Genomic DNA, 23,400 nt, shown 5'->3' on the forward strand with positions numbered 1-23,400 from the left:
GTGAGAACCAGGGCTCTACCTCGCCGGACCACCGTTCTCCCTCGATCCGACCGGGGTCCTACCTCGATCCGACCGGGGTCCTACCTCGTGAGGGTCGGGCGGGTGCGGGGGGCGAGGAGGGCGACGCCGGCGGCGAGCAGCACCGTGACGCCGAAGCAGACGACGTACGACGCGAGGCCGAGCGTCGGGTGCAGTGCCCACAGGAGCGACCCGGTGACGGCGAGCGCGGTGGCGGCCGCGACGGCGTCGGAGACCTGGAGCGCGGAGGAGTTGGCGCCCTGCTCCGCCACGGGCGAGAGCTCGAGCGTCAGCACCGACAGGGTCGGGTGGGTCATGCCCATGCCGAGGCCGGCGAGGGTCCACGCGACCATGCCGACGACGGGTGGCACGGCGGTCCACGCGAGCAGCGCCGCGCCGCCGATGCCGAGCGCGACGAGCGTCCCGCCGAGGCGCACGTAGCCGGCGTGCTGGAGCCCCCACGTCGCGCGGCCGCGCAGCCAGGACCCGGTCGACCAGCCGACGGCGCCGAACGTGAGCACCGCGCCGGCGAGCGACGGCGCGAGCCCGCGCTCGTGGGAGAGCAGGAGCGGGAGCAGCACCTCGGCGCCGGTGAATGCGGCGGCGACGAGCCCGCGGATCGCGATGACGCTCGGCAGGCCGCGCGCGGCGCGGGTCGTGCCCGGGGGCAGGAGCCGCGGGACGGCGAGCGCGACGGCCGCGAGCGACGCGACGAGGAGAGCGGCGAGCCCGAGCCCGCGGAGCTGGCCCGCGTAGTTGAGCGCCCCGATCCCGACGGCGGCCACGACGGCCCAGGCGAGCGACGCCTGGCGCGCGGTCCGGTCGAGAGGTGACTCGGCGTCGTCGGTCCCGTCCGGAGGGACGTCCTCCGACGGGGCGGAGACGTCGTCGGACGCCGGGGACGCGGCGTCGTCGGGGGCCGAGCCGCGGGCGGCGCGCATCCCCGGGCGCATGAGGATCAGCGCCGGGACGGCGAGCACCGGGACCGCGAGGAAGACCCAGCGCCAGCCGACGTGCTCGACGACGAGCCCCGCGATGGCCGGGCCGACGATCGACGGGACGACCCACGCGGCGGCGAACGCGGCGAAGACCTTCGGCCGCCGGTCGGTGGGGAACACGCGTGCCACGAGCACGTAGAGCGCGACGATGTACAGGCCCGTCCCGACGCCCTGGAGCACGCGGCCCGCGACGAGGACGAGCATGTCCTGCGCGAGTCCTGCCACCAGCAGGCCCGCGAGGAAGAGCCCGATGCCGGTCCACAGGGGCGTCGTCGGGCCGGCACGGTCGCTCCAGCGGCCCGACGCGACCATCCCGACGACGCTCGACGCGAGCGACGCGGCGAACGCGAGCGTGTAGAGGGTGAGGCCGTCGAGCTCGACGGCGACGGTCGGCATGGCGGTCGCGACGGCGAGCGCCTCGAACGCGCCGAGGAACACGAACGCGACCATGCCGAACAGGACGGTGCGCTGGGTCCCGGGGGCGAGCGCCGCGCCGGCCGCGGGCACGGCGGGGGCGTCGGGGGTGCCGTACGTCGGCGCGTCGGCGTCGGTGCGGGGCTCCGCCGTCATACGAGAACGACCTTTCCGGTGGTGGCGCGCGCTTCGAGCTCGCGGTGAGCGCGCGCTGCCTCCGCGAGGGGTACCTGGTGCGTGACGACGTGCCACGTCCCGTCCGCCGCGAGCGCGAGCGCGCGCTCCTGCAGGTCGAACAGGTCTCCCCAGGGTCGGGCCTGGGGTCCCACGGCCCACCGTACGTCCCGCGCGACCGCTCCCGCACCGGGATTCGGGACGTTCCCGGCGCCGTGGTCGACGTCACCGGCGCGGTTCGGTGCGCCCGAGGACCACCCGAAGAGCACGAGACGCGCGTCGGGGGCGAGGAGCGTCGCGGCCTCCGTGCCTGCGTCCCCGCCCACGCCGTCGAGCAGGACGGTCGCCCCGTCGGGGGAGTGCTGCCCGACGGCGGCCCGCGCCTCGTCGAGCCAGCCCTCGGCCCGGTAGTCGATCACGACGAGCCGCTCGGCGTGCGGCTCCCGACCGAGCCCGCGGACGAGCGCGACCTTCTCCGGGCCGCCGGCGAGCGCGACGACCCGTGCGCCGATCGCGAGCGCGCTCTGCACGAGGAGCGTGCCGAGCCCGCCGGCCGCGGCCGTGACGAGCACGGTGTCGGTCGCGCCGAGCTCGGCGAGGTCGAGGATGCCGACGGCGGTGCGGCCGGTCCCGATCATCGCGATCGCGTCGGGCGCCGTGACGTGGTCGGGGATGCGGTGCAGCAGCTCGACGGGGACGGCGGCGAGCCGCGCGTACCCGCCGCCGTCGGGCGTCGCGCCGAGGTGGGCCGCGACGCGGCGCCCGCGCCACGCCGCGTCGACCCCGGGCCCGACGGCCTCCACGACCCCGGCGACCTCGCGTCCCGGGATCGTGGGCAGGGTGGGCAGCGGGAGCGGGCCGCCCGCCGCCTCGCCCCGACGCAGGGTGGTGTCGAGCAGGTGGACGCCGTGCGCCCGGACGGCGACGAGGACCTCGCCGGGTCCGGGGACGGGGTCGGGGACCTGGTCGAGGACGAGGTTCTCGGGCGGTCCGAACGCGTGCAGGCGGATGGCGTCCACGGGTGTGCTCCCTCAGTGGCGACGGGCCGCGCCGGAGCGGCGGCACGCGACCCGGTCCGGGCGCGCCCTGCTAGTCTCGAACCTCAACAAATGTTGAGGTCAAGCAGTCCGCCGCGAGCCGCGCGGCGGCCGTCCGGCGAGGAGCCCGCGTGCCCGACGACGTCCCGTCCCCGAGCGACGAGCTCACCGTCGGCCAGCTCGCCGCGCGCAGCGGCGTCGCCGTGTCCGCGCTGCACTTCTACGAGCGCGAGGGGCTCATCACGAGCCGCCGGACCCCCGGCAACCAGCGGCGCTTCGCGCGCGAGACGCTGCGCCGGGTCGCGTTCGTGCGCGCGTCCCAGCGCGTCGGCATCCCGCTCGCGCGCATCCGCGCCGCGCTCGCGACGCTGCCCGGCGACCGCACGCCGACGGCCAAGGACTGGCACCGCCTCTCGGCGGGATGGCACGCCGACCTCGACGCGCGCATCGAGCAGCTCACGCGGCTGCGCGACCACCTCACGGACTGCATCGGCTGCGGGTGCCTGTCGCTGCGCAAGTGCGTCCTCGTCAACCCGCACGACGCGCTCGCCGACGAGGGCCCCGGCCCGCGGACCCTGCTCGTGGACGGGATCGAGGACTGAGGCCTCAGGCCGGCGCGAGCAGGGACCCGAAGCTCGTGCGGCGGCGCAGCGCGAACCCGAGCCGCTCGTACACGGCGATCGCGCCGGTGTTCTCGGCCGCGGCGTGCAGGAACGCGCGGTCGCCCCGCTCCTGCACGTGGAACGCGACGTCGCGGACGAGGCGGGACGCGAGGCCGCGTCCCCGGTGCGCGGCGTCGGTCGTCACGGCGCTGATCTCCGTCCAGTCTGCGGGGTGCAGGCGCTCGCCCGCCATCGCGACGAGCCGGCCGGCGTCGTCCCGGAACCCGACGTAGCGCCCGAGCAGGTAGGTGCGCGCCTCGAACGGCCCCGGCCGGCTGCGCTCGACGAGCGCGAGCATGTCCGGCACGTCGGCCGCGCCGAGCACGACCGCCTCCGGGTCGGGACGGGTGACCAGGCGCTCGGTCTCGACGAGCTGGACCCCCTCCACGCGGGCCTCGAGCGTCCAGCCCGTCGGCAGGTCGACGCCCTGGGGCGGCGCCGAGAAGCGTCCGCCCGGCCCGACGAGCGTGGCGATCGCGTCCCACACCCCGGGCTCGTCCCACGAGCGCACGCCCGTGATGGGCGAGACGTCGGCCGGGTAGCGCCGCGCGAGGTCGTCGCCCTCGGCGAGGTGCGCGTGGGCGCCGGTGAGGGCGCTCCACGACGGGTTGTCCAGGGCGGCGTCGTCGACGCCGGTGGCGCCGGTCTGCGTGCTCGTCGCGGTCATCGTGCTCCTCCTCGCCCGGTCGCCCGGGTGCGTGCCGTCGTCACGGTCGTCCGACCGTGCGTCTCCTCGGGGGCGAACGCTCGCGGGCGCGCGCCTCTTCCAGGTGCGCTCAGCCCTCCCACCGGTCCCGGTGGACGACCTCCGCGAGGGGCCGACGGCGCGGCTCGGACCAGCGCCCGCGAGCCGGGTAGCCGAGCGGGACCAGGCCCATCGTCAGGGCGTCGTCGGGCAGGCCGAGCAGCGCGGCGACGTCGGTCTCGCGGACCGTGTGGAAGGTCGTGAGCGTCGTCCCCAGCCCGTAGGCCCGGGCGGCGAGCACGAGGTTCTGCACCGCGCCGTAGATCGAGGCGCCGAGCCGGGGGTCCGTCGAGCCCGCCGCGTTCCGCAGCACCGGTACGACCCACACCGGTGCCTCCTCCAGGTGCAGGGCCAGGTGCTCGACGGCGCGGAAGCCCGCGTCGCTCACGCCCGCGTCGTCGGTCGCGGCTCCGAGGACGGCGTCGCGCCGGTCTCCGTACGCGGCACGCCATCCCTCGCGGTACCACTCGGCGATCTGCGCCTTGGTCGCCGGGTCCCGCACGACGATCCACGCCCACTGCTGGCGGTTGCCCCCGCTGGGGCCGCGGACCGCGGCGTCGAGGATCGCGTCGAGCACGTCGTCCGGCACCGGGTCCGGCGCGAGGTAGCGGCGCGACGGCGTCGAGTGGAGCGCTCGAAGGACGGTCAGATCCTCAGGTGTGGTCACGGTCGCCGAGGGTACGGGCCACCGTCCGGCGCGCTCGCGGGTCCCGGCCGCCGTCTCGCAGGGTGGTCACGCCTGCGGCACGTCCTGGTCCACGGGCGTCGGACGGGGGAGCGGGTGGTCACGGAACGGCTGCCCACCCGCGGGGGCCGGGGCCGCTCACCAGTTCTTGGTGCCGCTCCCGCTGCCGTCTCCCGGGTCGCTGCCGGTCCCGGCCTGGTCGCCGTAGAGGTCGCGGTACTCCTGCTCGAGCCGCTCCTGCTCCTCGCGCGCCTCCGAGCCCTGCTGCTGGAGCTCCTCCTGGCGCTGCTGCTCCTCGCGCTCGGCCTGGCTCTGCTGGCCGTCGCCCTCCGAGCCCTCGCCGCCCGAGGCCTCCGACTGCTCGTCGCCCTCGGAGCCCTCGCCCTCCTGCGTGTCCCCGTCGCCCTCGTTCTCCGGCTGCGAGTCCTGCGCCTGCTGCTGCTTGTCCTGGAGGCGCTGCTGCGCGGCCTCGTTCTGCTCCTCCTGCTCGGGCGTCTGCTCGGACTCCCCGCAGTCGGGCCAGCCGCGGATCTGCTCGGCCGTCGCGTACTCCTGCTCGGCGTACTCGTACCAGTCCTGAACGTCCTGGCGCAGCTCCTCCGGGTCGGGCTCCTCGCTCCCGTCGCCGTACGGGTCGAGGACCTCCTCGTCGTACGGCAGCCCCGCGTCGCGGGCGGCGATGGCCTCCTCGACGAGCGCGAGCTCGGCCGCCTTGCCCTCCGCGTACGCCATGTCGCCGTCGCCCTGGATCTCGTACGCGAGCGACAGGTTCGTCTGGATCATGCAGCGTTCCTCGGGGCTCTCGTGCTCCGCGAGGTCGTACGCGCGGTCGAGGGACGTGATCGCGTCGTACAGCGCCCACGAGTCCTCGGACCGGGCGAGCGCCGTCCCGTGGTTGTAGTGCGCCTTCCACGGCTCGACGATGTTGAGGACCCGCTGGATCCCGTAGTAGTCCGCCGCGGTCGTCGCCTCCCCGGCCTCGTAGCGGTCCTTGGCCGTCGCGGCGATCGGCGCGAGGAGGGCCAGCTTGATCCCGAGGACGACGAGCGCGAGCACGACGGGCAGCGTCCCGACGAGCCACCAGGTGCGCCGGCGCAGCCGCGCGGCGCGCAGGGCCGCGACACCCGTCGGGCGCGGCTTCCGCCGCCCCGTCGGGGGCGTCGGGGGAGAGGGCCAGGTCATCGACGCACCTCCACCCGGTCCGCCGTGGGGGTGCCCGACGGCGACCGGTCGCCGTCGCCGTGCGCGCCCGGTTCCCCAGCGCCCGGGCCGGGCGCGGGTCCGCCGGTCGCCGACGCCCGGGCCGTCGTCGGGCGCACGAGCGAGCGGCTGGCCGAGCGCGACCAGAACCACGCCTCGAGGCCGAGCAGCGCGACGAGCGCGAGCGCGAACGGCCAGACGACGGGGCGGTACGCCGTGACGTCGCGCCGGCCGTCGGCCGCGACCTGCTGCGGGTCGACGCCCGCGACGAGCGACGCCGTCTCCGACGGCTCCTGCCGGTGCACGTACGGGACGCCGAGCTGGTCCGCGAGCGTGGTGAGCGACTCCTCGTCGAGCACGGACAGCGCCTCCACGGGCTCGCCGTCCTCGCTCGGCTGCGACCAGTCGATGATGTACTCCGCCTCCTCGGGCTCGACGTCGGGGTCGTACTCCTTCATCCGGCCGCCCTCGGCGGTGCCGTAGCCGAGCACGGCACCGCCGTCGACGAGCGGCGCCAGGTCGGCGAACGAGCGCGGCTCGCCCTCCGCCGTCTGCTCGCCGTCGCTGAGGAAGAAGACGAGGCGCACGTTCGCCGGGTGCTGCTCGGCGGATCCCTGGAGCGCGGAGCGCAGCTCGTCGAGGGGTCGGTCGGTGAGGGAGCCCTGCGAGTACCGCGTGATCTCGCGGTGGAACGTGTCGGCCCACGACGTGATCGCGCGCGCGTCGGTCGTCAGGGGGAGCTGGCGCGAGGCCTGCGAGTCGAACGAGATGATCGAGTACCGGGCGCCGGGGATCGCCTCGGTGAGGCTCGTGATGTCGTGCCGCACGCCGTCGAGCCGCTCCTGGCCGCCCTCGGGCCCGTAGTCCTCGGCCGCCATGGACCCGGTGCGGTCGACGACGAAGAACATGTCGACGTTCGCGACCGACGTGTCGCGGTCCGTCGACGCGACCGACGGCGCGAGCCCGATGATCCCGAGCAGGACCACCGCTCCGGCGCGGCGCAGCCAGGCCGCGCGCGGCGCGCCCGGGCGCGGGGCGCCGTCGGGCCAGGGGCGCCCCGCCACGACCGCCTGCCACACCGCGAGGCCGAGCAGGGGCAGGACGAGCAGCGCGAGCGCCCACACGGGCACGAGCGGCTGGAGGGTCAGCCCGGCGAGGTTCATCGGTCCGTCACTCCTTCACCCGCCACGCGACCACGAGCAGCAGCGCGACGCCGAGGACCGCGACGAGGAACCAGCCCGCGGGCCGGTCCGTGACGATCACCTCGGGCGACGCGTCGAGCTCGACGGCCTGCTGCGCGACGACGTCGTCCACCATGCCCTGCACCGCGGCCGGGTCGTCGGCGAGGAAGTAGAGCCCGCCGCCGTCCTCGACCGTGCTGCGGTACTCGCTCTCCTCCGGGGTGCCCTCGTAGCGCTGCGACCCGCCGAAGATCCCGTGCAGCGTGATGTCGCGCGACGCGACGAGGTCGGCGGCCTGGGGGAGCGTGTAGATCGGCTCGCCCGAGACGTAGTTGTCGGTCGCGAGGATGATCGAGCGCGAGCGCTCCGTGTCCTCCGCGTCGAACTGGAGGGCACAGCTCGCGAGCCCGTCGCCGATGAGGCTCGCACCGGAGAGGTTCGCCGTCGTCCCGGCGGTGAACTGCGCGTACTCGAGGATCTCCGCGTCGTCCGACCCGCCGGTGTAGTCGAACGTCGACGGGTCCTTGTCGAGCGCGTCGATGCCGCCCTGGAGCTCCTCCTGCACGAGCGTGTAGTCGTCCGTGAGGGGGAAGACCGTGCGCGACGACGAGTTGAAGATCGACAGCGCGATCCGCTCGCCCTCGAAGTTGTCCACGAGCTCCTGGAACACCTTGAGCACGGCGCCGTCGTACTCGATCATCGAGCCCGACACGTCCAGGCACAGCACGATGTCGCGCGTGCCGAGGCGGTCGACGACGACGTCCGTCTCGACCGGGCGTGCCGCGACGGCGCCCGCCCCGACGACGGCGACGAGCAGCCCCGCCGCCGTGAGCCCCTGCAGCACGCGGTACCGCCGCACCCACGCGGCGAACGCCGGCACGCGCGCGAGGTAGTCGGAGTTCGCGACCCAGAGCACGTCGGCGTCGGCGTCACGTCTCCGGCGGTGCCGGGCGAGCCACCAGGCGACCACGCCGGCGGCGAGCACGGCGACGACGAGCACGCCCCACAGCCACGGCCACAGGATGGACGCGCCCTGGGGACCGGGCACGACGGCGGTGCTCGTCGCGAGCGCGTGCCTCACCATCCGCGCACCACCGATCGGGCGCGGTCGATCGAGTCCTCGGCGTCGGTCGCCCGGGCCGCGGGGTCGTTGTCGTGGTCCGCGAACGACGGCCGGTAGTACCGCGCGATGACCTGCGTGAGGCGTCCCGCCTCGCCGATCTGCTGGATCTCCGAGAGCGTCATGGACGACGCGTCCTGTCCCAGCCGACCGGTCGCGAAGCCGCGCATCTCGGCCGAGAGCGCGAGGTGCAGCGCGCGCTCGTCGAGCTCGCCCGCGCGGAAGCGTTCCGCGACGACGTCGAGGCGTCGCTCGTACTCGGCGCGCAGCGAGGCGTACGGGTCGTAGGGGCCGGTGGGGAGCCGGGGCGCGGGGGGTGGCACGGCCTTCTCCGCCGCGCTCGCGCGCGTCAGCCAGATCACGAGGAACACGACGGCGGCCGCCGCGAGGATCAGCACGATCCCCAGGACGGTCCACCACCCCGAGTAGCCCACGGGGTCGACGAGCTCATCGACGGGCACGCTTCTGCCTCCCCAGGAGCTCGACGAACCGCTGCACGACGTCGTCCGACCCCTCGACGAGCACGCCCTCGACCTGGAGCGCGCGCAGGCGCTCCGCGACCTCGGCCCGCCGCGCGGCGAGGGCCTGGGCCGCGGACGCGGCGAGCGCGGCCCGGCCGCGCAGGAACGCCGGCAGGCGCAGCGTCCCGTCCACGTCCGCGACCTCGCCCGTGGCGTGCGGCCCCGCACCCGCGCCGACGGGGGACAGGTCCGCGACCTGGACGACCATGACCTCGTGGCGCACGCGCAACGACCGCAGGAGCTGCTCGTGCTCGGCTCCCGGGCGCGCCTCGTCGGTCACGACCACGACCAGCGAGCGGCGCCGGAACGCGGACCGGGCGCGGTCGAGCGGGCGCGCGAGGTCGCTCGCGGGCGCGTCGGGCCGCCACAGGTCCTCCACCGTGCGCAGCAGCACCTCGAGGTCCTGCGTGCTCGCGCGGGGCGGGAGCTGGACCAGCCGCCGGGCGTCGCCCGCGACGAGCGCGACACGGTCGCCCCGGTCGCGCGCGAGGTACGCGACGAGCGCGCAGCAGAAGCTCGCGATCTCCGCCTTGGTCTCGCCGCTCGGGGCGGTCGCGCCCATCGTGCGGCCGGTGTCGACCACGAGCACGAGGTTGAGGTTCGACTCGCGCACGAACCGGCGGATGATCGGGAGCCCCGCGCGCGCCGACGACTTCCAGTCGATGTCGCCGACGTCCTCGCCGGGCGCGTACAGGTGGAGGTCGTCGAAGTCCTGGCCGTGCCCCTTGAAGACCGACCGGTGACGTCCCTCGAGCAGGCCGGACGCCCGGCGCGCGACCGGGAGGTCGAGCCGGGCCCGGACCTGGGCGAGACGGGAGACGTCGGGCACGTGGTGCTCTCTCGAGACGGTGAGGGGGACGCTCAGGGCGTGGGGACGGCGTCGAACACCGCGTCCACGAGCTGCTCCGGCGGCACGTTGTTGGCGAGCGCGTCGAACGTGCGCACCAGGCGGTGCCGCAGCACCGAGTAGCGCACGGCCTTGATGTCGTCCGGGATGACGTACGCGCGGCCCGCGAGGATCGCGAGCGCCTGGCCCACGCGCATGAGCGCGATGCCGCCGCGCGGCGACGCGCCCACGCGCACGTGACGGTCGAGCCCGGGGATCGGGCGCGGGCCGGACAGCCGCGTCGTGTTGATGAGGTCGACGACGTACCGCTTGATCGAGTCGTCCACGTACACGTCGTCCACGAGGCCGCGCAGGAAGCGGACGTCGTCGAGCGAGATCGGCTGCGCGGTGAGGGGCTGCGTCATCTGCCCGGTCGCGATGCGCTGGAGGATCTCGAGCTCCTGCGGCGGCGTCGGGTAGGTGAGCACCTCCTTCATGAGGAAGCGGTCCATCTGGGCCTCGGGCAGCACGTAGGTGCCCTCCTCCTCGATGGGGTTCTGCGTCGCGAGGACCATGAACGGGTCGGGCAGCGAGAAGTTCTCGCCGCCGATGGACGTCTGCTTCTCCTGCATCGCCTCGAGCATCGCCGACTGCGTCTTGGCCGAGGAGCGGTTGATCTCGTCGAGCAGCACGACGTTGGCGTGCACCGGGCCGAGCTGGGTCGTGAACTCGCCGGTCGCGTAGTTGAAGATCTGCGTGCCGACGATGTCGTTCGGCATGAGGTCCGGCGTGCACTGGATGCGGTGGAACGAGCCGTCGACCGCGGCCGCGAGCGTCTGCGCCGCCGTCGTCTTGGCGAGCCCCGGCACCGACTCGAGCAGGATGTGGCCGCCCGCGAGGAGGGAGCTGACCAGCGCCGTGCGCAGGGCGTCCTGGCCCACGACGCGCTGGTCGAAGACCTGGCCGACGCGCTTGAGCAGGTGGCTCGCGCGGTCGAGGTCCTGCGTCGAGATGCTGCCGTGCCCTGCGGCCATCGATCGTCCTCCGGGTCGTGCGTGGTCGTGCGGGTGTGGTCCCGTGCGCGGCCGGAGGGGTGTGGACGGTGCGTCGCGAGCCCCCGGCGAACCCGGCCCAGTATGCCAGCGCGGCCCGCGTCGGACCGGGCGTCGTCCACAGGTCCGGGTGGGGAGAGGTCCCCACCGGGGAGGGCTCGGACCTTCCCCACCGGGGGGCGTCCGCGCGCTCGTCGGGAATGTCGGGCGAGCGTCGCGGGGTTGGCCCGGCATGAGCCACGACGCCGTCGGGACGACCGACGCCACCGCCACCGCCCTGTCCACCCCCACCGGCACCGCCCTCGACCGCCTCGGCGAGCCCGCGCTCCTCGCGCTCGTCGCCGCCCGCCGCCAGGGCGTGCTCGCCACGGTCAAGAAGGACGGGCGCCCCCAGCTCTCCAACGTCCTCTACGCGTGGGACCCCGACGCGGGCGTCGCGCGCGTCTCCGTGACCGCCGACCGTGCCAAGACCCGCAACGCCGCGCGCGACCCGCGCGTCTCGCTCCAGGTGAGCGCCGAGGACTTCTGGAGCTACGCCGTCGTCGAGGGGGACGCGGAGCTGAGCGCCGTCGCGCTCGACCCGCACGACGACGCCGCCGACGAGCTCGTCGAGACGTTCCGCGCCGCCTCCGGGAGCGAGCACCCCGACTGGGAGGAGTTCCGGCGCGCGATGGTCGCCGACCGCCGTCAGGTGCTGCGCCTGCGCGCGACGCGGGTCTACGGGATGGCGCGGCTGCCGCGACCGTGAGGCGGCCGTGAGAGCGGTCGTCCACAGGCGATGACCGGAGGGGTCCGCGCGCTCGATACCCTGGTCCGGTGACCACGACTGCCCTGCGCCGCGCGCCGTCGGACGCCCGACCCGCGAACCCGTGGTGGCTCGTCCTTGCCGGACCGTTCGCCGTCGTCGTCGCCGTCATCGCGGTGCTCGCCGCCGGCGCGTTCTCGGCCGCGTTCACCGTCCCCGCCGGCTTCCCCGACCCGGGCGCGCTCGCGCGCCTCGGCACCCCGGTCGTCACGGTCCTCACCGAGCTCGCCGTCGCGCTGACGCTCGGCTCGCTCGTCCTCGCGGCGTGCGTGCTGCCCGCCGGGACGCCCGTGCGCAAGGCGCTCGGGGTCGCGGGCGCGTCGGCCGCGACGTGGGCGGTGCTGTCGGTCGCGCAGGTCGTGCTGCGCTACTCCTCGATCTCGAGCACGCCGATCACGGGCCCGACGTTCGGCGACCAGCTCGGCCTCTTCGTCTCGCAGGTCAGCCTGGGCCGCAACTACCTCGCGATCATCGTCGTCGCGGCGCTGACGTCCGCCGCCGCGCTCGCCGTGCGCGGCGCCACGGGAGCCATGTGGACGGCCGCGCTCGCGCTCGTCGCGATCGCGATGCAGGCCAACACGGGCCACGCGGCCGGCGCCGTGAGCCACGAGCTCGCCGTCTCGTCGATGTTCCTCCACCTGGCCGGAGCGGCGCTCTGGGTCGGTGGCCTGGGGACGCTCGCCGTCGTGCGCGTGCGCGGCGGGCTGGGGCGTGCGGACTTCGCGGCGTCCGTCGCGCGGTACTCCGCGATCGCGCTGTGGTGCTACGTCGCCGTCGCCGTCTCGGGCATCGCGAACGCGAGCATCCGGGTCGACACGCTCGCGGGCCTCACCACCGACTACGGCATCCTCCTGCTCACCAAGCTCGCGCTGCTGCTGGTCCTCGGCGCCGTGGGCTTCGCGCACCGCGAGCTCGTCGTGCGGCGGCTCTCCGGCCCGACGGCTGTCGCACGGCCGGGTGCCGCCCGCGCGTCGTCGAAGGGCTCGTCGACGGCCGCTGCCAAGGGCTCGTCGAAGGGCTCGTCGGGCAAGGCAGCGAAGGGGGCGACGTCGTCCGGGGGTGCGAAGGGCGCCGCGGCGGAGGGCACGCGGTGGCTGTTCTGGCGCCTCGTCGCGGTCGAGCTCGCGATCATGGGCGCGGTGTCCGGCGTCGCCGTCGCGCTCGGGTCGACCGCGCCGCCGGTGCCGCAGGAGGAGCCGCTCGACACCTCCGCCGCGTACCAGGTGACCGGGCACGCGCTGCCGCCGGAGCCGACGCTCGCGCGCTGGTTCACCGAGTGGCGCTGGGACCTGCTGCCCGCGTTCGCGTGCGTCGCGGCGCTCGTCGTCTACCTGCGGTGGGTGCGCCGCCTCGCGAAGCGCGGCGACTTCTGGTCGGTGGGCCGCACGGTCTCGTGGTGCGTCGGCATCCTCGTCCTCTTCTGGGTGACGTCGGGCGGGCCGGCGATGTACGGGCACGTGCTGTTCAGCGCGCACATGGTCCAGCACATGATCCTCGCGATGGTCGTGCCGATCTTCCTCGTGCTCGCGGCGCCCGTGACGCTGCTCCTGCGGGCGGTGCCGCCGCGCAAGGACGGGTCGCGCGGCCCGCGCGAGTGGGTGCTCGCCATCGTGACGTCGCGCGTGGGCCAGTTCTTCGCGAACCCGATCGTCGCCGCCGTGAACTTCGCCGGCTCGATGATCGTCTTCTACTACACGCCCGCGTTCGAGTACGCCCTGACGACGTACGCCGGGCACCTCGCGATGCTCGCGCACTTCACGCTCGCGGGGTACCTGTTCGCCAACGCGCTCGTCGGGATCGACCCCGGTCCGCACCGCCCGCCCTACCCGCAGCGCCTGCTCCTGCTCTTCGCGACCATGGCGTTCCACGCGTTCTTCGGCGTCGCGCTGACGTCGGGCGAGGTGCTGCTCGTGCCCGAGTGGTTCGGTCTGCTCGGCCGCGAGTGGGGCCCGAGCGCGATCGCCGACCAGCAGCGTGGCGGCGGCGTGGCGTGGGGCATCGGCGAGCTCCCGACGCTCATCCTCGCCATCGTCGTCGCGGTCATGTGGACGCGCTCCGACGAGCGCGAGGCCAAGCGTCGGGACCGCCAGGCCGACCGCGACGGCGACGCCGAGCTCCAGGAGTACAACGCGATGCTCGCGGAGATGTCGAAGCGCGACGACTGACCCCACCCCCTACCCGCCGAACACGACGTTGCTGGCGTTCTCGGGCCGATCACGACAGCAACCTCGCGTTCGACGGCGCGGAGCCTCGTGCTCGATCGAGGTGGCGACGCAGCGAGGTCGTCATGCGACCCGGTCGGCTCGTCCCGGGCTGCGTCAGGTCCCGACCCGTGAAGCGGAGGACCTCCACCCCGCCGTGCGTCACGAGCGCGTTCTGACGCGAGCGGTCGCGGAGGAGCGCGTCGGGCGAGCCGTGGACGTCCGTGCCGTCCATCTCGCCGATCAGCCACCGCCCTCGGGGCAGCCGCCACCCGAGATCTCCACGCCCGACGAACGCGCCGTCGTCGACCACCTCGACCTGGAGGTCGTCGGGTGCCAGCCCGACGTCCGCGCACTCGAGGCGAGCGAACGTCTCGAGCGGTGACTCGGACCGTGCGTCCGCCTCGGCCCACCAGGCGTGCGTCCGCGCGACACCCCGCCGCCCACGGGCCAGGTCGTGGGCGCGAGCCAGGCCTTCGGCGTCGAGGAGCCCGAGATGGCCGACGCTGTCCATCGCCGCGACGGCGCGCCGCCGACCCATCTCGGGGACTGCCTGGGCCAGCGCCCAGTCAGGGCTCGCGACGTTGCGGCCGTCGACCTGGACGACGGTCATCCCGTCGTCGAACTGGCGCAGCCGGATCCCGTCGCGCGGCAGCGCTCCCCGTGCCCCGGGGAGCGTCGCTTGCGGCACGACGCCCGTGCTGATCCCCTGGACACCGAGCAGGACGAGCGCGCACGGTCCGACGGCGATCGCCTCGGGTCCGTACGCGAGGAGCGCGAGCCAGGCGGCGCGGCGCCGACGGTGGTCGTGCACCCGGGGGTCCGACGGCGCGAACAGCCCCGGCGTCGCCTCGAACACCCCTCGCGTGGGTCGGCGCCAGCGGCCCTGGTCGACGAGTCGCGAGCGGCGGTTCGCGTTCACACCGTGCGCGTCGCACTGCGAGGCGGAGACGAGCCCGGCCTGACGCTCGGCGAGGACGAGGAGCTCGGTCGGGACCGTGGTCAGTGTGCGCACCTCCGGATCTGACCAGAGACGCGCCCGGCCGCGCACCGGCGGGATGCGCAGGCTGTGGACAGCGATCACGGAACGGGCCCTGTGGACGGCCCCGTTCCGCGTACCCCGGGACGACAGCCCGAGCTCTCGGCGCGCGCGGGCGCCCCGACCACGACCTTGCGCGGTGTCGAGGACGAGGTTGCTGTCGTTCTGGGCCCCAGAACGACAGCAACCTCGTGTTCGGCAAGGTCGGGGTGGGGGCGAGGGAGGGTCGCTGCCGTGATAGGACGTACGGGTGAGTAACGACGCCGCCATGCCCGGTACCTCCGACTCGTCCGCGAATCCGTTCCACGACCTCGACCAGTACCTCGCGATCCCGCGGGTCGGGGGGCTGGCGCTGTCGCCCGACGGGGCGCGCCTGGTCACGACCGTCCAGACCCTCGACCCGCAGCGCACGGGGTACCGGACGGCGCTGTGGGAGGTGGACCCCGCGGGCCACGCCCCGGCGCGTCGGCTCACGCGCAGCACCCAGGGCGAGTCGAGCGCGACGTTCACGGGGGCGGGCGACGTCCTGTTCACGTCCGCCCGCCCCGACCCGGACGGCGGTTCCGACGACGACCCGAAGGCCGCGCTGTGGCTGCTCCCGGCGACGGGCGGCGAGGCGCGCGTCGTCGCGACGGCGCCCGCGGGCGTGAGCGGCCCGCTCGCCGCGGCGGACGCACCGGTGGTCTCGGTCGCGGCGAAGGTGCTGCCGAGCGCGCGCGACCTCGCGCACGACGCCGAACTCCGCGCCGCGCGCAAGGACGCCAAGGTCGCGGCGATCCTCCACAGCGCGTACCCCGTGCGCCAGTGGGACCACGACCGCGGCCCGGACGAGGCGCACCGGTTCGTCGGCGACCTCACGACCCTCGTCGACGAGCCCGCCCACCCGCTCCCGGCACCGGCCGACGACGACGGGTCCGACGGCACCGACGCGCCCCACGACCCTCGGCTCCTCGACCTGCGCGACGTGGCCCGCGGCGTCGGGCAGACGTCCGCGCCGGGCCGCGCGCTGCACGACCACTCCGCAGACCTCTCCGCTGACGGCACGACCCTCGTCACGACGTGGCAGGTCGCCGGCCCGGGGCCGCAGGTGCGCAACACGCTCGTCGCGATCGACACCGCGACGGGCGCGCGCCGCACGCTCGTCGACGAGCCGAGCGCGGAGGCGCACTGGCCGCGCATCTCGCCGGACGGCGCGTGGGTCGCGTTCGTGCGCGAGACGATCTCGACGCCGCACCAGGCGCCGGAGGAGAGCCTCGCCGTCGTGCCGCTGCACGCGCCCGACGGGCCTGCCGGCGCGGGCGTCGACCACGACGACTCCGCGACGACACGCGCCGAGAACCACGCGACCCCGCGCACGCTCGTGCCGCACTGGGACCGCTGGCCGACGTCGCTGCGCTGGCTCCCCGACGGCTCGGGCCTGCTCGTCACGGCCGACGACGACGGCCGCGGGCCGGTCTTCCTCGTCGCCTTCTCCCCGGACGGCGCGGCGGAGAACGGCACCGCCGAGCGCGTGACGAGCGACGACGCCGTCTTCACGGACGTGCAGGTCGCGCCCGACGGGCGCACGGCGTACGCGCTGCGCACGAGCTACCTCGAGCCGTCGCACCCGGTGCGCATCGACGTCGGGGCGTTCCTCGACTCCGGTGCGGCGGGCGGCCGCACCCCGGTGCCCGCGACGCCGTTGCGCGGGCCGGTCGCGACGCCCGACCTCCCGGGCACGCTCGTCGACGTCGAGACCGCCGCGGCCGACGACGTGCGCGTGCGCGGCTGGCTCGCGCTGCCGCACGGTGCGTCCGCGGAGAACCCGGCCCCGCTGCTGCTGTGGATCCACGGCGGCCCGCTCGGTTCGTGGAACGCGTGGAGCTGGCGCTGGAACCCGTGGCTGATGGTCGCGCGCGGGTACGCGGTGCTGCTGCCGGACCCGGCGCTCTCGACCGGGTACGGGCAGGACTTCGTGCAGCGCGGGTGGGGCGCGTGGGGCAAGGCCCCGTACACGGACCTGCTCGCGATCACGGACGCCGTGGAGGCGCGCCCGGAGGTCGACGCGTCGCGGACGGCCGCGATGGGTGGCTCGTTCGGCGGGTACATGGCGAACTGGGTCGCGGGCCACACGGACCGCTTCCGCGCGATCGTCACGCACGCGAGCCTGTGGGCGCTCGACCAGTTCGGTCCGACGACCGACCACGCGTACTACTGGGCGCGCGAGATGACGCCGGAGATGGCGCTGGAGAACAGCCCGCACCGGTTCGTCCAGGACATCGTCACGCCGATGCTCGTCATCCACGGCGACAAGGACTACCGGGTGCCGATCGGCGAGGGCCTGCGGCTCTGGTACGAGCTGCTCGACTCGTCCGGCCTGCCCGCCGGGCCCGACGGGGAGACCGTGCACCGGTTCCTGTTCTACCCGGACGAGAACCACTGGATCCTCCAGCCGCAGCACGCGAAGGTCTGGTACCAGGTCGTGCTCGCGTTCCTCGCGGAGCACGTGCTCGGCGCCACCCCGGGCGAGGACGACGCGGCGCTGCCGACGACGCTCGGCTGAGCACGAGGTAGCCCGCACGCGACCACGAGGTTGCTGTCGTGATCGGCTCGATGACGACAGCGACCTCGTGCTCGACGCCGGTGATCCGCGGGGCGGTCACGGGAGGGTGCGGAGGCGGGCCGCGCGGAGCGTGAGGTAGTCGCGCTCCGCGGGGCTCGGCGTCGCCGCCGCGGCGGCGACGTACTGCCCGACGGCGGCCCGCGTCTCGCCCGCCCGCTCCAGCAGGTGCGCGCGCACCGCCGGCAGGCGGTGGCTCGTCGCGAGCGCGCCGTCGAGGCCGTCGAGGAGGGCGAGGCCCGCGCGCGGGCCGTCGACCATCGCGACCGCGACCGCGCGGTTGAGCGTGACGTGCGGGCTCGGGTCGAGGCGCTCCAGCACCGAGTACAGCGCCAGGACCCGTTCCCAGTCGGTCGCGTCCGTGCTCGGTGCCTGCGCGTGCAGCGCCGCGACCGCGGCCTGCACCTGGTACGACCCGACGAGACCGTGGCGGAGCGTCGCGGTGACGATCCGGACGCCCTCGACGATCTCCGCGTGGTCCCAGCGCGTGCGGTCCTGGTCGGCGAGCGGCACGAGCTCCCCGCGCGGACCGGTCCGGGCGTCGCGACGGGCGTCCGTGAGGAGCATGAGCGCGAGCAGCCCGCCGACCTCCGGGTCGTCCGGCAGCAGTGCTTGCACCGTCCGGGCCAGCCGGATCGCCTCGCCCGACAGGTCCGCGCGCCGCAGCAGCGGCCCCGAGGTCGCCGTGCGCCCCTCGGTGAACACGACGTAGAGGACGCGCAGCACGGCGGCGAGCCGCGCGTCCCACTCGCCCGGGCCCGGGGTCGCGAACGGGCGGTCGAGCGCGGCGAGGCGCCGCCTCGCGCGCGTGAGGCGCTGCGTCATGGTCGCCTCGGGGACGCCGAACGCGCGGGCGATCTCCGCCGTCGTGAGCCCGCCGACGGTCCGCAGCGTCAGCGCGACGGCGCTCGCGGGCGGCAGGTCGGGGTGGCAGCAGAGGAAGAAGAGGGTGAGCGAGTCGTCGACGTCGATAGCCCGCCCCGCCGCGCCCGGCCCGCCGCCGGGCGCGGCGGACCGGGCGGCGGACGAGGCCTCGCCCCCGAGGCCTGCGGGGGCGAGGCCCGCCGAGTCCGGGTCGCGCCGCGCGGTCGTCTCCTCCCGGCGGCGCCGCGCGACGTCGGCCCGGACGGTGTCCACGAGCCGCCGCTCCGCGACGCGCACGAGCCAGGCCCGCGGGTCGTCGGGGAGCCCGTCCGCCGGCCAGCGGGTCGCGGCCGCGAGCAACGCCTCCTGGAGCGCGTCCTCGGCGTCGGCGAGGTCGCCGCAGCGCCGCACCAGGAGGCCGAGGACGCGCGGGCGGAGGTCCCGCAGCAGGTCCTCCACGGGCTCGGGGGCCGTGGCGGTCACGTGGCGGTCACTGCTCGGACGCGGGCGCGCTCATGACCTGGCGGACCTCGATGTACTCGCCGATCGGGGCGCCTCCCGGGCCGGGCGCGGCCGACGCCTGCGCCGCGATCTCGACCGCGCGGTCCTGGCTGTCGACGTCGACGATCCAGTAGCCCGCGAGGAACTCCTTCGACTCGGGGAACGGGCCGTCGGTGACGACCGGGGCCGTGCGGCCGTCGGACGTGACGACGAGCGCCTGGTCCGGACCGGCCAGCCCCTGGGCGTCGACGAGCTCGCCCGACGCGGCGAGCTGCTCGCCGAGCGCGCGCTGGAACGCGATGTGCGCCTCGACGTCCTCCGGTGCCCACTCGTGGATCGGGAGGTCGCAGTGCGCCGCCTGCGTGTACGTCTTCACCAGCATGTACCTCATGGTCCGTTCCTTCCGTCGGTCGGCGCCCCGTCGGCGCCGTCACGAGGAGGTCGGAGCCGACGGCCCGCTCCCGACACGTCTCGGTCGTGGGTTCGTGTGAACTGGATCACACCACAGTCGCCCTGGTCGTGACGAGCGTCGGCGAGCCCGCCGAGTGCGACGTACAGCGCGGTCGAGCACGACGTCGGTGTCGCGAGGGGCCGTATTCCGACAGCAACGTCGTGCTCGGCGGGTCAGGCGTGGGCGCGGAGCTGGGCCAGGCCGCGGCGCGCGTGGCTCTTGACCGTGCCGAGCGGGAGGCCGGTCTCGGCCGCGACCTGGGCGTGCGTGCGGCCCTGCGCGTACACGAGGCGCACCACGCGCCGCCGCTCCGGGGACAAGCGGCGCAGCGAGCCCTCCAGGTCGACGCGAGCGACGACGTCGTCGGCCGGGTCGCGGACGACCGTCACGGGCCGGCCGCGCGAGGCCGCCTCGCGGCGTCGTGCCTCGCGTGCGCGGTCCGTCAGGAGGTCTGCGGCGACGTGGCGCGCGATGCCGAGCAGCCAGACGGGAAGGTCGCCCCGCGCCGGGTCGAACCGGTCGCGCGAGCGCCACGCGGCGAGGAAGACGAGCTGGGTGGCGTCGTCGGTGTCGGCCGGGTCGCCCAGGCGCCGGGCGACGACCGCGCGGACCAGCGGGGCCCAGCGCCCGTACGCGGCGCGGAGGTCGAACGGGCGGTCGCCGTCGAGGGCGCCGGGCGCGCGCTCGCCCCGCCTCGCGCCCTGCTCGGCGCGGGGGACACGTGCCACGGTCCCGACCATCGCGTCACCGGTCCTCGTCGCCCTCCTCCCAGTGTCCGACGCCGCGGCGCGGGACGCGAGGTCGCGCGGCGCGGCGGGGCCGGGAACGGCGGCGGCGGTGGCGGGCGGCCGCGGTCAGGCGGGCGTCAGCGGTGCACCGGGCGGCGCTGGTGGACGTGCCGGTCGTGCACGGCCTTGCCGAGCTCGTAGATCGAGCCGACGAGGATCGCGGTGATGACGAGCGCACCGAAGATCAGGAACCACTGCGACATGCCGTTCCCGATCCCCGTGACGCCGATCGTCCCGCCGGATCCGGCAGCGAGCGACGCGAACATGGCGACCTCCTCCCGAGGGGGCGGACGTGCCCTCTCGTCCGGGGTTCGCCCGCGGACCCTCGGACGGATGCGCTCGCGCGGTCCGGACCCGGCGGTCGCGCGTCAGGCGACGGTGGACGGGAGCGGGGCGAAGGCCGCGCGCCAGCGGCGCACGAGGCGGCGGTCGGCCGCACCCCGGGCCGCGGCCCACGCGCAGTGCTGGGTCGTCTCGCGGTGCTCCAGCAGGGCGTCGCGGTCGTGCTCGAGGGCCCAGAGCAGGGCCGTGCGCACCTCGGTGCGCGAGGGGGCGGAGGGCAGGGTGTCGTGCATGGTCCGTCTCGTCGTGGGTCGGTCTTCGGGCGGCCGGATGACCGCTTTCACCCGACAAGACGGCACAAGTCGCCGTCCGTGACGCGAGTTCGGTGACTTTTTTCCGGAGAACGTGTGATGCCGGTCGCACGGGTCCCTCCCGTGCGACCGGCTCACGACCAGCCGCTGCGCTGGGTGGGGCGTCGGTCAGGAGACCGCGTCGACCAGCGCGGCCGCGAGGTCGCGCGGGCGCGAGAACATGGGCCAGTGCCCGGTCGGCAGGTCGACGTAGGTGAGGTCCGTGAGCTCGCCCAGCTCGGTGTGCAGGGGCGGGCCGGGGTGGGCGAGCTCGGCGAGCACGGCCGAGGGGATCGAGGAGCAGATCGCGGTCGTCGGGACGTGCAGGCGCTCCGGGTTCGTCACGTGCACCGGGCCGCGCGCGACCGGGCCGGGCGTCGGCACCGCGCGCTCGCGGAACCGTGCGAGCGCGGCGTCGTCCAGGCCGTCGAGGCTCGACCCGTCCTCGGCCAGCACCTCCCAGCCCGGCAGCGGGACCTCGGCCGCGTCCGCCGGGAGGTCGGGCGAGAGGGCCGCACCGTCGACCAGGGGACCGGTGTCGACGTACACGATCCGCTCGATCCGGGCCGGGTCGCGGTCGGCGACCTGCTGCACGACAGGCCCGCCGCCGCTGTGGCCGACGAGCACGACCCGGCCGTCGAGCCCGGCGACGAGCCGCGCGACGGCGTCCACGTGGTCGTCGCGCGTGACGCGGGCACGGTCCTGCGCGGTCGCGCCGGGCTCCAGCCCGGGGAGGGTCACGGCGTGCGGCACGAGGCCGGCGACTTCGAGGTGGGGGACGACGTCGTCCCACGCCCACGCGCCCAGCCAGAAGCCGGGGACGAGGACGACGTGGACGGGCGGTTCCGGCGTGTCGTGGTGGCTCATGCACCCACCTTTGCAGCGCATCGGTGACACCTGTCTGTCACCATCGTCCGGTGAACAGGACGGAACGTCTCTACGCGATCGCGGAGGAGCTCCGGCGGGCAGGGCGGACCGGGACGACGGGTCGCGCCTCGCGGCCGCGCTCGAGGTGAGCGAGCGGACGATCAAGCGCGACGTGGCCGCGCTGCAGCAGGCCGGTCTGACGATCTGGGCCCAGGCCGGTCCCGGTGGTGGCTACGTGCTCGACCCGAGCGCGTCGCTGCCGCCGGTCAACTTCACGCCCGGCCAGGCGGTCGCCGTCGCGGTCGCGCTCGCGACGCTCCCGCACGGCAGCCCGTTCGCGGTCGACGCGCTCGCGGCGCGCGGGAAGGTCTGGGACGCGCTCGCGGCCGGCGACCGCGAGCGGGCCGAGGCGCTGGCCGCGCGGGTATGGGTCCGCCACGACGCCCCGGACGCGTCGCCGGACGCCCCCGCCGCAGCGGGTGGGGACGTCGTCGGGCGTGCCCGCTCGCACCTCGGGGTGCTGCGCGCGGTCGAGCAGGCGCTGGCCGGGTCGCGCGTGCTCGCGATCAGCTACCGGGACGGCCGCGGCGCGACCTCGGCGCGCCGGGTCGAGCCCGTGCTGCTCGCGCACACCGACGGTCGCTGGTACCTCGTCGCGTGGTGCCGGTCGCGCGAGGCGATCCGCTGGTTCCGACTGTCGCGCGTCGAGCGCGCGGACCTCACCGCCCAGACGTACGCGCCCCGCCCGGTCGAGGACGTCGGCGAGTCGCCCGCCGGCGCGGCGGCGGTCTACGACCCTGCTTGACCCCGACCGCGGACGCCGCTCGGCGGTGGGCCGTCAGTCCCCGCGCAGGACGCAGAACTCGTTGCCCTCCACGTCGGCCAGGACGACGAACGTCTCCTGCTCGCCCTGGCCGACGTCGACGCGGCGCGCGCCGAGCCCTTCCAGCCGTGCGACGTCGGCCGCCTGGGTGGACGACGAGAAGTCGAGGTGCACGCGGTTCTTCACCGCCTTGCCCTCGGGGACCCGCTGGAAGACGAGGCTCGGCGGCCCGAGGACCGTCTCGCCGTCGCGTGGGTAGAGCACGGCCTCGCCGTGCGGTCCGGTCTCGCGCCCCGTCCAGCCGAGCGCGGCCTGCCAGAAGTCCGCCACGACGGCGGGGTCGGCGCAGTCGACCACGGCGCCGCTGAAGGTGAGTGTCATGCCGCCAGTGTGACGTGCGCCACCCACAGGGCCGTCGTGTCGACCCGACGGGTGCGGCGTCAGGCCGCCTCGGGATCCGGCTCGACGAGGCGGCCGACGAGCGCGGGCAGCCAGTCCGCGGCCTGCGCGCGCCGCACGGCGTCCTCGCCGTCGGGGCTGAGGAACGCGTCCCTCGCCGCGGAGGTGTAGGCGCTGATGAGGACGCGGGTGGCGGCCGGGGCGTCGATCGCGAAGCGCATCCCGACGCTCGTGAGCACGCGCGTGAGGATGTCCGCGAGCTCCGTACGGAACGACTCCTCCTGGTCCGCGAACCGGGCGGCGACCTGCGGGTCGCGCAGCGCGAGCAGCTCGAGCTCCGCGCTCATGAGGCACCACCGGCGCTCGTCGCGCGGGTCGGCCATGACGGCCGCGACGATCGTGGCGATCGCCTCGGGGGCGATGACGCCGTCGCGCACCGGGTCGTCCGGCAGGTGCTCGACGGCGGCCTCCAGGCTCCGCATCCGCATCCGGATCTCGCGCTCGGTGAGGGCGAGGAACAGCGACTCCTTGGTGTCGAAGTTCGAGTAGAACGCGCCGCGCGTGAAGCCCGCCGCCTCGCACACGGCCTCGATCGACGTGCCGTTGATGCCGTGCTCGGCGAACAGCCCGTAGGCGGCGTCGAGCAGGCGCTCACGGGTGCGCTCGCGACGGGGGGAGAGGGGGGTCTCGCTCTCCGCGCCGCGGTCGACTCGGGTCGGGTCGAGGTCGGTGGTCACGCCGGACATGCTCCCACTGTCGGACGGGCCGTCCGCACCGGGCGGCCTTGCGATACATGAG

At 75.3% G+C, this 23,400-nt stretch carries 24 protein-coding genes; 5 read left to right on the forward strand and 19 right to left on the reverse strand.

Annotated features, from left to right (window positions below):
- Positions 1-80: 80 nt before the first annotated feature.
- Together ABRQ22_RS14405 and ABRQ22_RS14410 are read right to left on the reverse strand one after the other, a co-directional pair.
- Positions 81-1,586, reverse strand: a complete 1,506-nt coding sequence (locus ABRQ22_RS14405; protein WP_353707218.1) for an MFS transporter — start codon at positions 1,584-1,586, stop codon at positions 81-83.
- Positions 1,583-2,623, reverse strand: coding sequence for a zinc-binding dehydrogenase (locus ABRQ22_RS14410; RefSeq protein WP_353707219.1), 1,041 nt, complete (start codon positions 2,621-2,623; stop codon positions 1,583-1,585). Before ABRQ22_RS14410 ends, ABRQ22_RS14405 begins: the two co-directional genes overlap by 4 nt.
- 149 nt (positions 2,624-2,772) lie before the next feature.
- Here ABRQ22_RS14410 and soxR point away from each other — a divergent pair, with 149 nt between their 5' ends.
- Positions 2,773-3,243 (forward strand): redox-sensitive transcriptional activator SoxR, encoded by a 471-nt coding sequence (gene soxR, locus ABRQ22_RS14415; RefSeq protein WP_253052128.1) that lies wholly within the window; start codon positions 2,773-2,775, stop codon positions 3,241-3,243.
- A gap of 4 nt (positions 3,244-3,247) precedes the next feature.
- On the opposite strand, the gene ABRQ22_RS14420 is transcribed toward soxR, so the two are convergent.
- The 8 genes from ABRQ22_RS14420 to ABRQ22_RS14455 form a co-directional block, all read right to left on the reverse strand.
- Positions 3,248-3,970 (reverse strand): GNAT family N-acetyltransferase, encoded by a 723-nt coding sequence (locus ABRQ22_RS14420; protein ID WP_353707220.1) that lies wholly within the window; start codon positions 3,968-3,970, stop codon positions 3,248-3,250.
- Between the two features lie 109 nt (positions 3,971-4,079).
- Positions 4,080-4,715 carry a nitroreductase family protein gene (locus ABRQ22_RS14425; protein ID WP_353707221.1) on the reverse strand — a complete coding sequence of 212 codons (636 nt, stop codon included), beginning with the start codon at positions 4,713-4,715 and terminating at the stop codon, positions 4,080-4,082.
- Positions 4,716-4,871: 156 nt separating this feature from the next.
- On the reverse strand, positions 4,872-5,915 hold the full coding sequence (locus ABRQ22_RS14430) for a hypothetical protein (protein WP_353707222.1): 1,044 nt from the start codon (positions 5,913-5,915) through the stop codon (positions 4,872-4,874).
- The gene (locus tag ABRQ22_RS14435; protein WP_353707223.1) at positions 5,912-7,096 is read right to left on the reverse strand and encodes a VWA domain-containing protein; all 1,185 of its coding nucleotides are present in this window, start codon (positions 7,094-7,096) and stop codon (positions 5,912-5,914) included. The genes ABRQ22_RS14430 and ABRQ22_RS14435 overlap by 4 nt, the downstream gene beginning before the upstream one ends.
- A 7-nt stretch (positions 7,097-7,103) precedes the next feature.
- On the reverse strand, positions 7,104-8,198 hold the full coding sequence (locus ABRQ22_RS14440; RefSeq protein WP_253052138.1) for a VWA domain-containing protein: 1,095 nt from the start codon (positions 8,196-8,198) through the stop codon (positions 7,104-7,106).
- Positions 8,192-8,695 carry a hypothetical protein gene (locus tag ABRQ22_RS14445; RefSeq protein ID WP_253052140.1) on the reverse strand — a complete coding sequence of 168 codons (504 nt, stop codon included), beginning with the start codon at positions 8,693-8,695 and terminating at the stop codon, positions 8,192-8,194. Before ABRQ22_RS14445 ends, ABRQ22_RS14440 begins: the two co-directional genes overlap by 7 nt.
- Positions 8,682-9,584, reverse strand: a complete 903-nt coding sequence (locus tag ABRQ22_RS14450; protein WP_353707224.1) for a DUF58 domain-containing protein — start codon at positions 9,582-9,584, stop codon at positions 8,682-8,684. The genes ABRQ22_RS14445 and ABRQ22_RS14450 overlap by 14 nt, the downstream gene beginning before the upstream one ends.
- Before the next feature lie 32 nt (positions 9,585-9,616).
- The gene (locus tag ABRQ22_RS14455; protein ID WP_253052144.1) at positions 9,617-10,615 is read right to left on the reverse strand and encodes a MoxR family ATPase; all 999 of its coding nucleotides are present in this window, start codon (positions 10,613-10,615) and stop codon (positions 9,617-9,619) included.
- 250 nt (positions 10,616-10,865) lie between these two features.
- On the opposite strand from ABRQ22_RS14455, the gene ABRQ22_RS14460 reads away from it, so the two are divergent.
- On the forward strand, positions 10,866-11,381 hold the full coding sequence (locus ABRQ22_RS14460) for a PPOX class F420-dependent oxidoreductase (RefSeq protein WP_253052146.1): 516 nt from the start codon (positions 10,866-10,868) through the stop codon (positions 11,379-11,381).
- 68 nt (positions 11,382-11,449) lie between these two features.
- Positions 11,450-13,603: a cytochrome c oxidase assembly protein gene (locus ABRQ22_RS14465; RefSeq protein ID WP_353707225.1), complete on the forward strand. Its 2,154-nt coding sequence runs from the start codon at positions 11,450-11,452 to the stop codon at positions 13,601-13,603.
- A gap of 49 nt (positions 13,604-13,652) precedes the next feature.
- Here ABRQ22_RS14465 and ABRQ22_RS14470 read toward each other — a convergent pair whose 3' ends face one another.
- Positions 13,653-14,654, reverse strand: coding sequence for a type IV toxin-antitoxin system AbiEi family antitoxin domain-containing protein (locus ABRQ22_RS14470; RefSeq protein ID WP_353707226.1), 1,002 nt, complete (start codon positions 14,652-14,654; stop codon positions 13,653-13,655).
- A 292-nt stretch (positions 14,655-14,946) separates the two neighbouring features.
- On the opposite strand from ABRQ22_RS14470, the gene ABRQ22_RS14475 reads away from it, so the two are divergent.
- Positions 14,947-17,220 (forward strand): prolyl oligopeptidase family serine peptidase, encoded by a 2,274-nt coding sequence (locus ABRQ22_RS14475; RefSeq protein WP_353709558.1) that lies wholly within the window; start codon positions 14,947-14,949, stop codon positions 17,218-17,220.
- A 96-nt stretch (positions 17,221-17,316) separates the two neighbouring features.
- Here the strand turns inward: ABRQ22_RS14475 and ABRQ22_RS14480 are convergent, their stop codons facing one another.
- The 6 genes from ABRQ22_RS14480 to ABRQ22_RS14505 all read right to left on the reverse strand — a co-directional run bounded on the left by ABRQ22_RS14480 (position 17,317) and on the right by ABRQ22_RS14505 (position 21,380).
- A complete protein-coding gene (locus ABRQ22_RS14480) occupies positions 17,317-18,624 on the reverse strand; it encodes a sigma-70 family RNA polymerase sigma factor (RefSeq protein WP_353707227.1) in 1,308 nt (435 codons plus the stop codon).
- A 7-nt stretch (positions 18,625-18,631) separates the two neighbouring features.
- Positions 18,632-19,033 (reverse strand): YciI family protein, encoded by a 402-nt coding sequence (locus tag ABRQ22_RS14485; RefSeq protein ID WP_253052154.1) that lies wholly within the window; start codon positions 19,031-19,033, stop codon positions 18,632-18,634.
- A gap of 233 nt (positions 19,034-19,266) precedes the next feature.
- Positions 19,267-19,821, reverse strand: a complete 555-nt coding sequence (locus ABRQ22_RS14490; RefSeq protein WP_353707228.1) for a sigma-70 family RNA polymerase sigma factor — start codon at positions 19,819-19,821, stop codon at positions 19,267-19,269.
- Between the two features lie 137 nt (positions 19,822-19,958).
- A complete protein-coding gene (locus ABRQ22_RS14495) occupies positions 19,959-20,147 on the reverse strand; it encodes a hypothetical protein (RefSeq protein WP_253052158.1) in 189 nt (62 codons plus the stop codon).
- Positions 20,148-20,249: 102 nt separating this feature from the next.
- Positions 20,250-20,456: a hypothetical protein gene (locus ABRQ22_RS14500; protein WP_047231861.1), complete on the reverse strand. Its 207-nt coding sequence runs from the start codon at positions 20,454-20,456 to the stop codon at positions 20,250-20,252.
- A gap of 186 nt (positions 20,457-20,642) precedes the next feature.
- Positions 20,643-21,380 (reverse strand): alpha/beta hydrolase, encoded by a 738-nt coding sequence (locus ABRQ22_RS14505; protein WP_353707229.1) that lies wholly within the window; start codon positions 21,378-21,380, stop codon positions 20,643-20,645.
- A gap of 145 nt (positions 21,381-21,525) precedes the next feature.
- Here ABRQ22_RS14505 and ABRQ22_RS14510 point away from each other — a divergent pair, with 145 nt between their 5' ends.
- Positions 21,526-22,185 (forward strand): WYL domain-containing protein, encoded by a 660-nt coding sequence (locus tag ABRQ22_RS14510; protein ID WP_353707230.1) that lies wholly within the window; start codon positions 21,526-21,528, stop codon positions 22,183-22,185.
- 33 nt (positions 22,186-22,218) lie between these two features.
- On the opposite strand, the gene ABRQ22_RS14515 is transcribed toward ABRQ22_RS14510, so the two are convergent.
- Positions 22,219-22,584, reverse strand: a complete 366-nt coding sequence (locus ABRQ22_RS14515) for a VOC family protein (RefSeq protein WP_353707231.1) — start codon at positions 22,582-22,584, stop codon at positions 22,219-22,221.
- Between the two features lie 59 nt (positions 22,585-22,643).
- Entirely contained in the window at positions 22,644-23,348 is a 705-nt protein-coding gene (locus tag ABRQ22_RS14520) for a TetR/AcrR family transcriptional regulator (RefSeq protein ID WP_253052174.1), read from the reverse strand.
- Positions 23,349-23,400: the final 52 nt, after the last annotated feature.

Source organism: Cellulosimicrobium sp. ES-005, assembly GCF_040448685.1.
GTDB lineage: Bacteria > Actinomycetota > Actinomycetes > Actinomycetales > Cellulomonadaceae > Cellulosimicrobium > Cellulosimicrobium cellulans_G.

What these genes read in the sequence shown, in the direction of transcription:
- ABRQ22_RS14405 (WP_353707218.1), bottom strand. Translation starts at nt 1,586, where the DNA reads ATGACGGCGGAGCCCCGCACCGACGCCGACGCGCCGACGTACGGCACC.
- ABRQ22_RS14420 (WP_353707220.1), bottom strand. Translation starts at nt 3,970, where the DNA reads ATGACCGCGACGAGCACGCAGACCGGCGCCACCGGCGTCGACGACGCC.
- ABRQ22_RS14430 (WP_353707222.1), bottom strand. Translation starts at nt 5,915, where the DNA reads ATGACCTGGCCCTCTCCCCCGACGCCCCCGACGGGGCGGCGGAAGCCG.
- ABRQ22_RS14435 (WP_353707223.1), bottom strand. Translation starts at nt 7,096, where the DNA reads ATGAACCTCGCCGGGCTGACCCTCCAGCCGCTCGTGCCCGTGTGGGCG.
- ABRQ22_RS14440 (WP_253052138.1), bottom strand. Translation starts at nt 8,198, where the DNA reads ATGGTGAGGCACGCGCTCGCGACGAGCACCGCCGTCGTGCCCGGTCCC.
- ABRQ22_RS14455 (WP_253052144.1), bottom strand. Translation starts at nt 10,615, where the DNA reads ATGGCCGCAGGGCACGGCAGCATCTCGACGCAGGACCTCGACCGCGCG.
- ABRQ22_RS14460 (WP_253052146.1), top strand. Translation starts at nt 10,866, where the DNA reads ATGAGCCACGACGCCGTCGGGACGACCGACGCCACCGCCACCGCCCTG.
- ABRQ22_RS14475 (WP_353709558.1), top strand. Translation starts at nt 14,947, where the DNA reads ATGCCCGGTACCTCCGACTCGTCCGCGAATCCGTTCCACGACCTCGAC.
- ABRQ22_RS14485 (WP_253052154.1), bottom strand. Translation starts at nt 19,033, where the DNA reads ATGAGGTACATGCTGGTGAAGACGTACACGCAGGCGGCGCACTGCGAC.
- ABRQ22_RS14495 (WP_253052158.1), bottom strand. Translation starts at nt 20,147, where the DNA reads ATGTTCGCGTCGCTCGCTGCCGGATCCGGCGGGACGATCGGCGTCACG.
- ABRQ22_RS14500 (WP_047231861.1), bottom strand. Translation starts at nt 20,456, where the DNA reads ATGCACGACACCCTGCCCTCCGCCCCCTCGCGCACCGAGGTGCGCACG.
- ABRQ22_RS14505 (WP_353707229.1), bottom strand. Translation starts at nt 21,380, where the DNA reads ATGAGCCACCACGACACGCCGGAACCGCCCGTCCACGTCGTCCTCGTC.
- ABRQ22_RS14515 (WP_353707231.1), bottom strand. Translation starts at nt 22,584, where the DNA reads ATGACACTCACCTTCAGCGGCGCCGTGGTCGACTGCGCCGACCCCGCC.
- ABRQ22_RS14520 (WP_253052174.1), bottom strand. Translation starts at nt 23,348, where the DNA reads ATGTCCGGCGTGACCACCGACCTCGACCCGACCCGAGTCGACCGCGGC.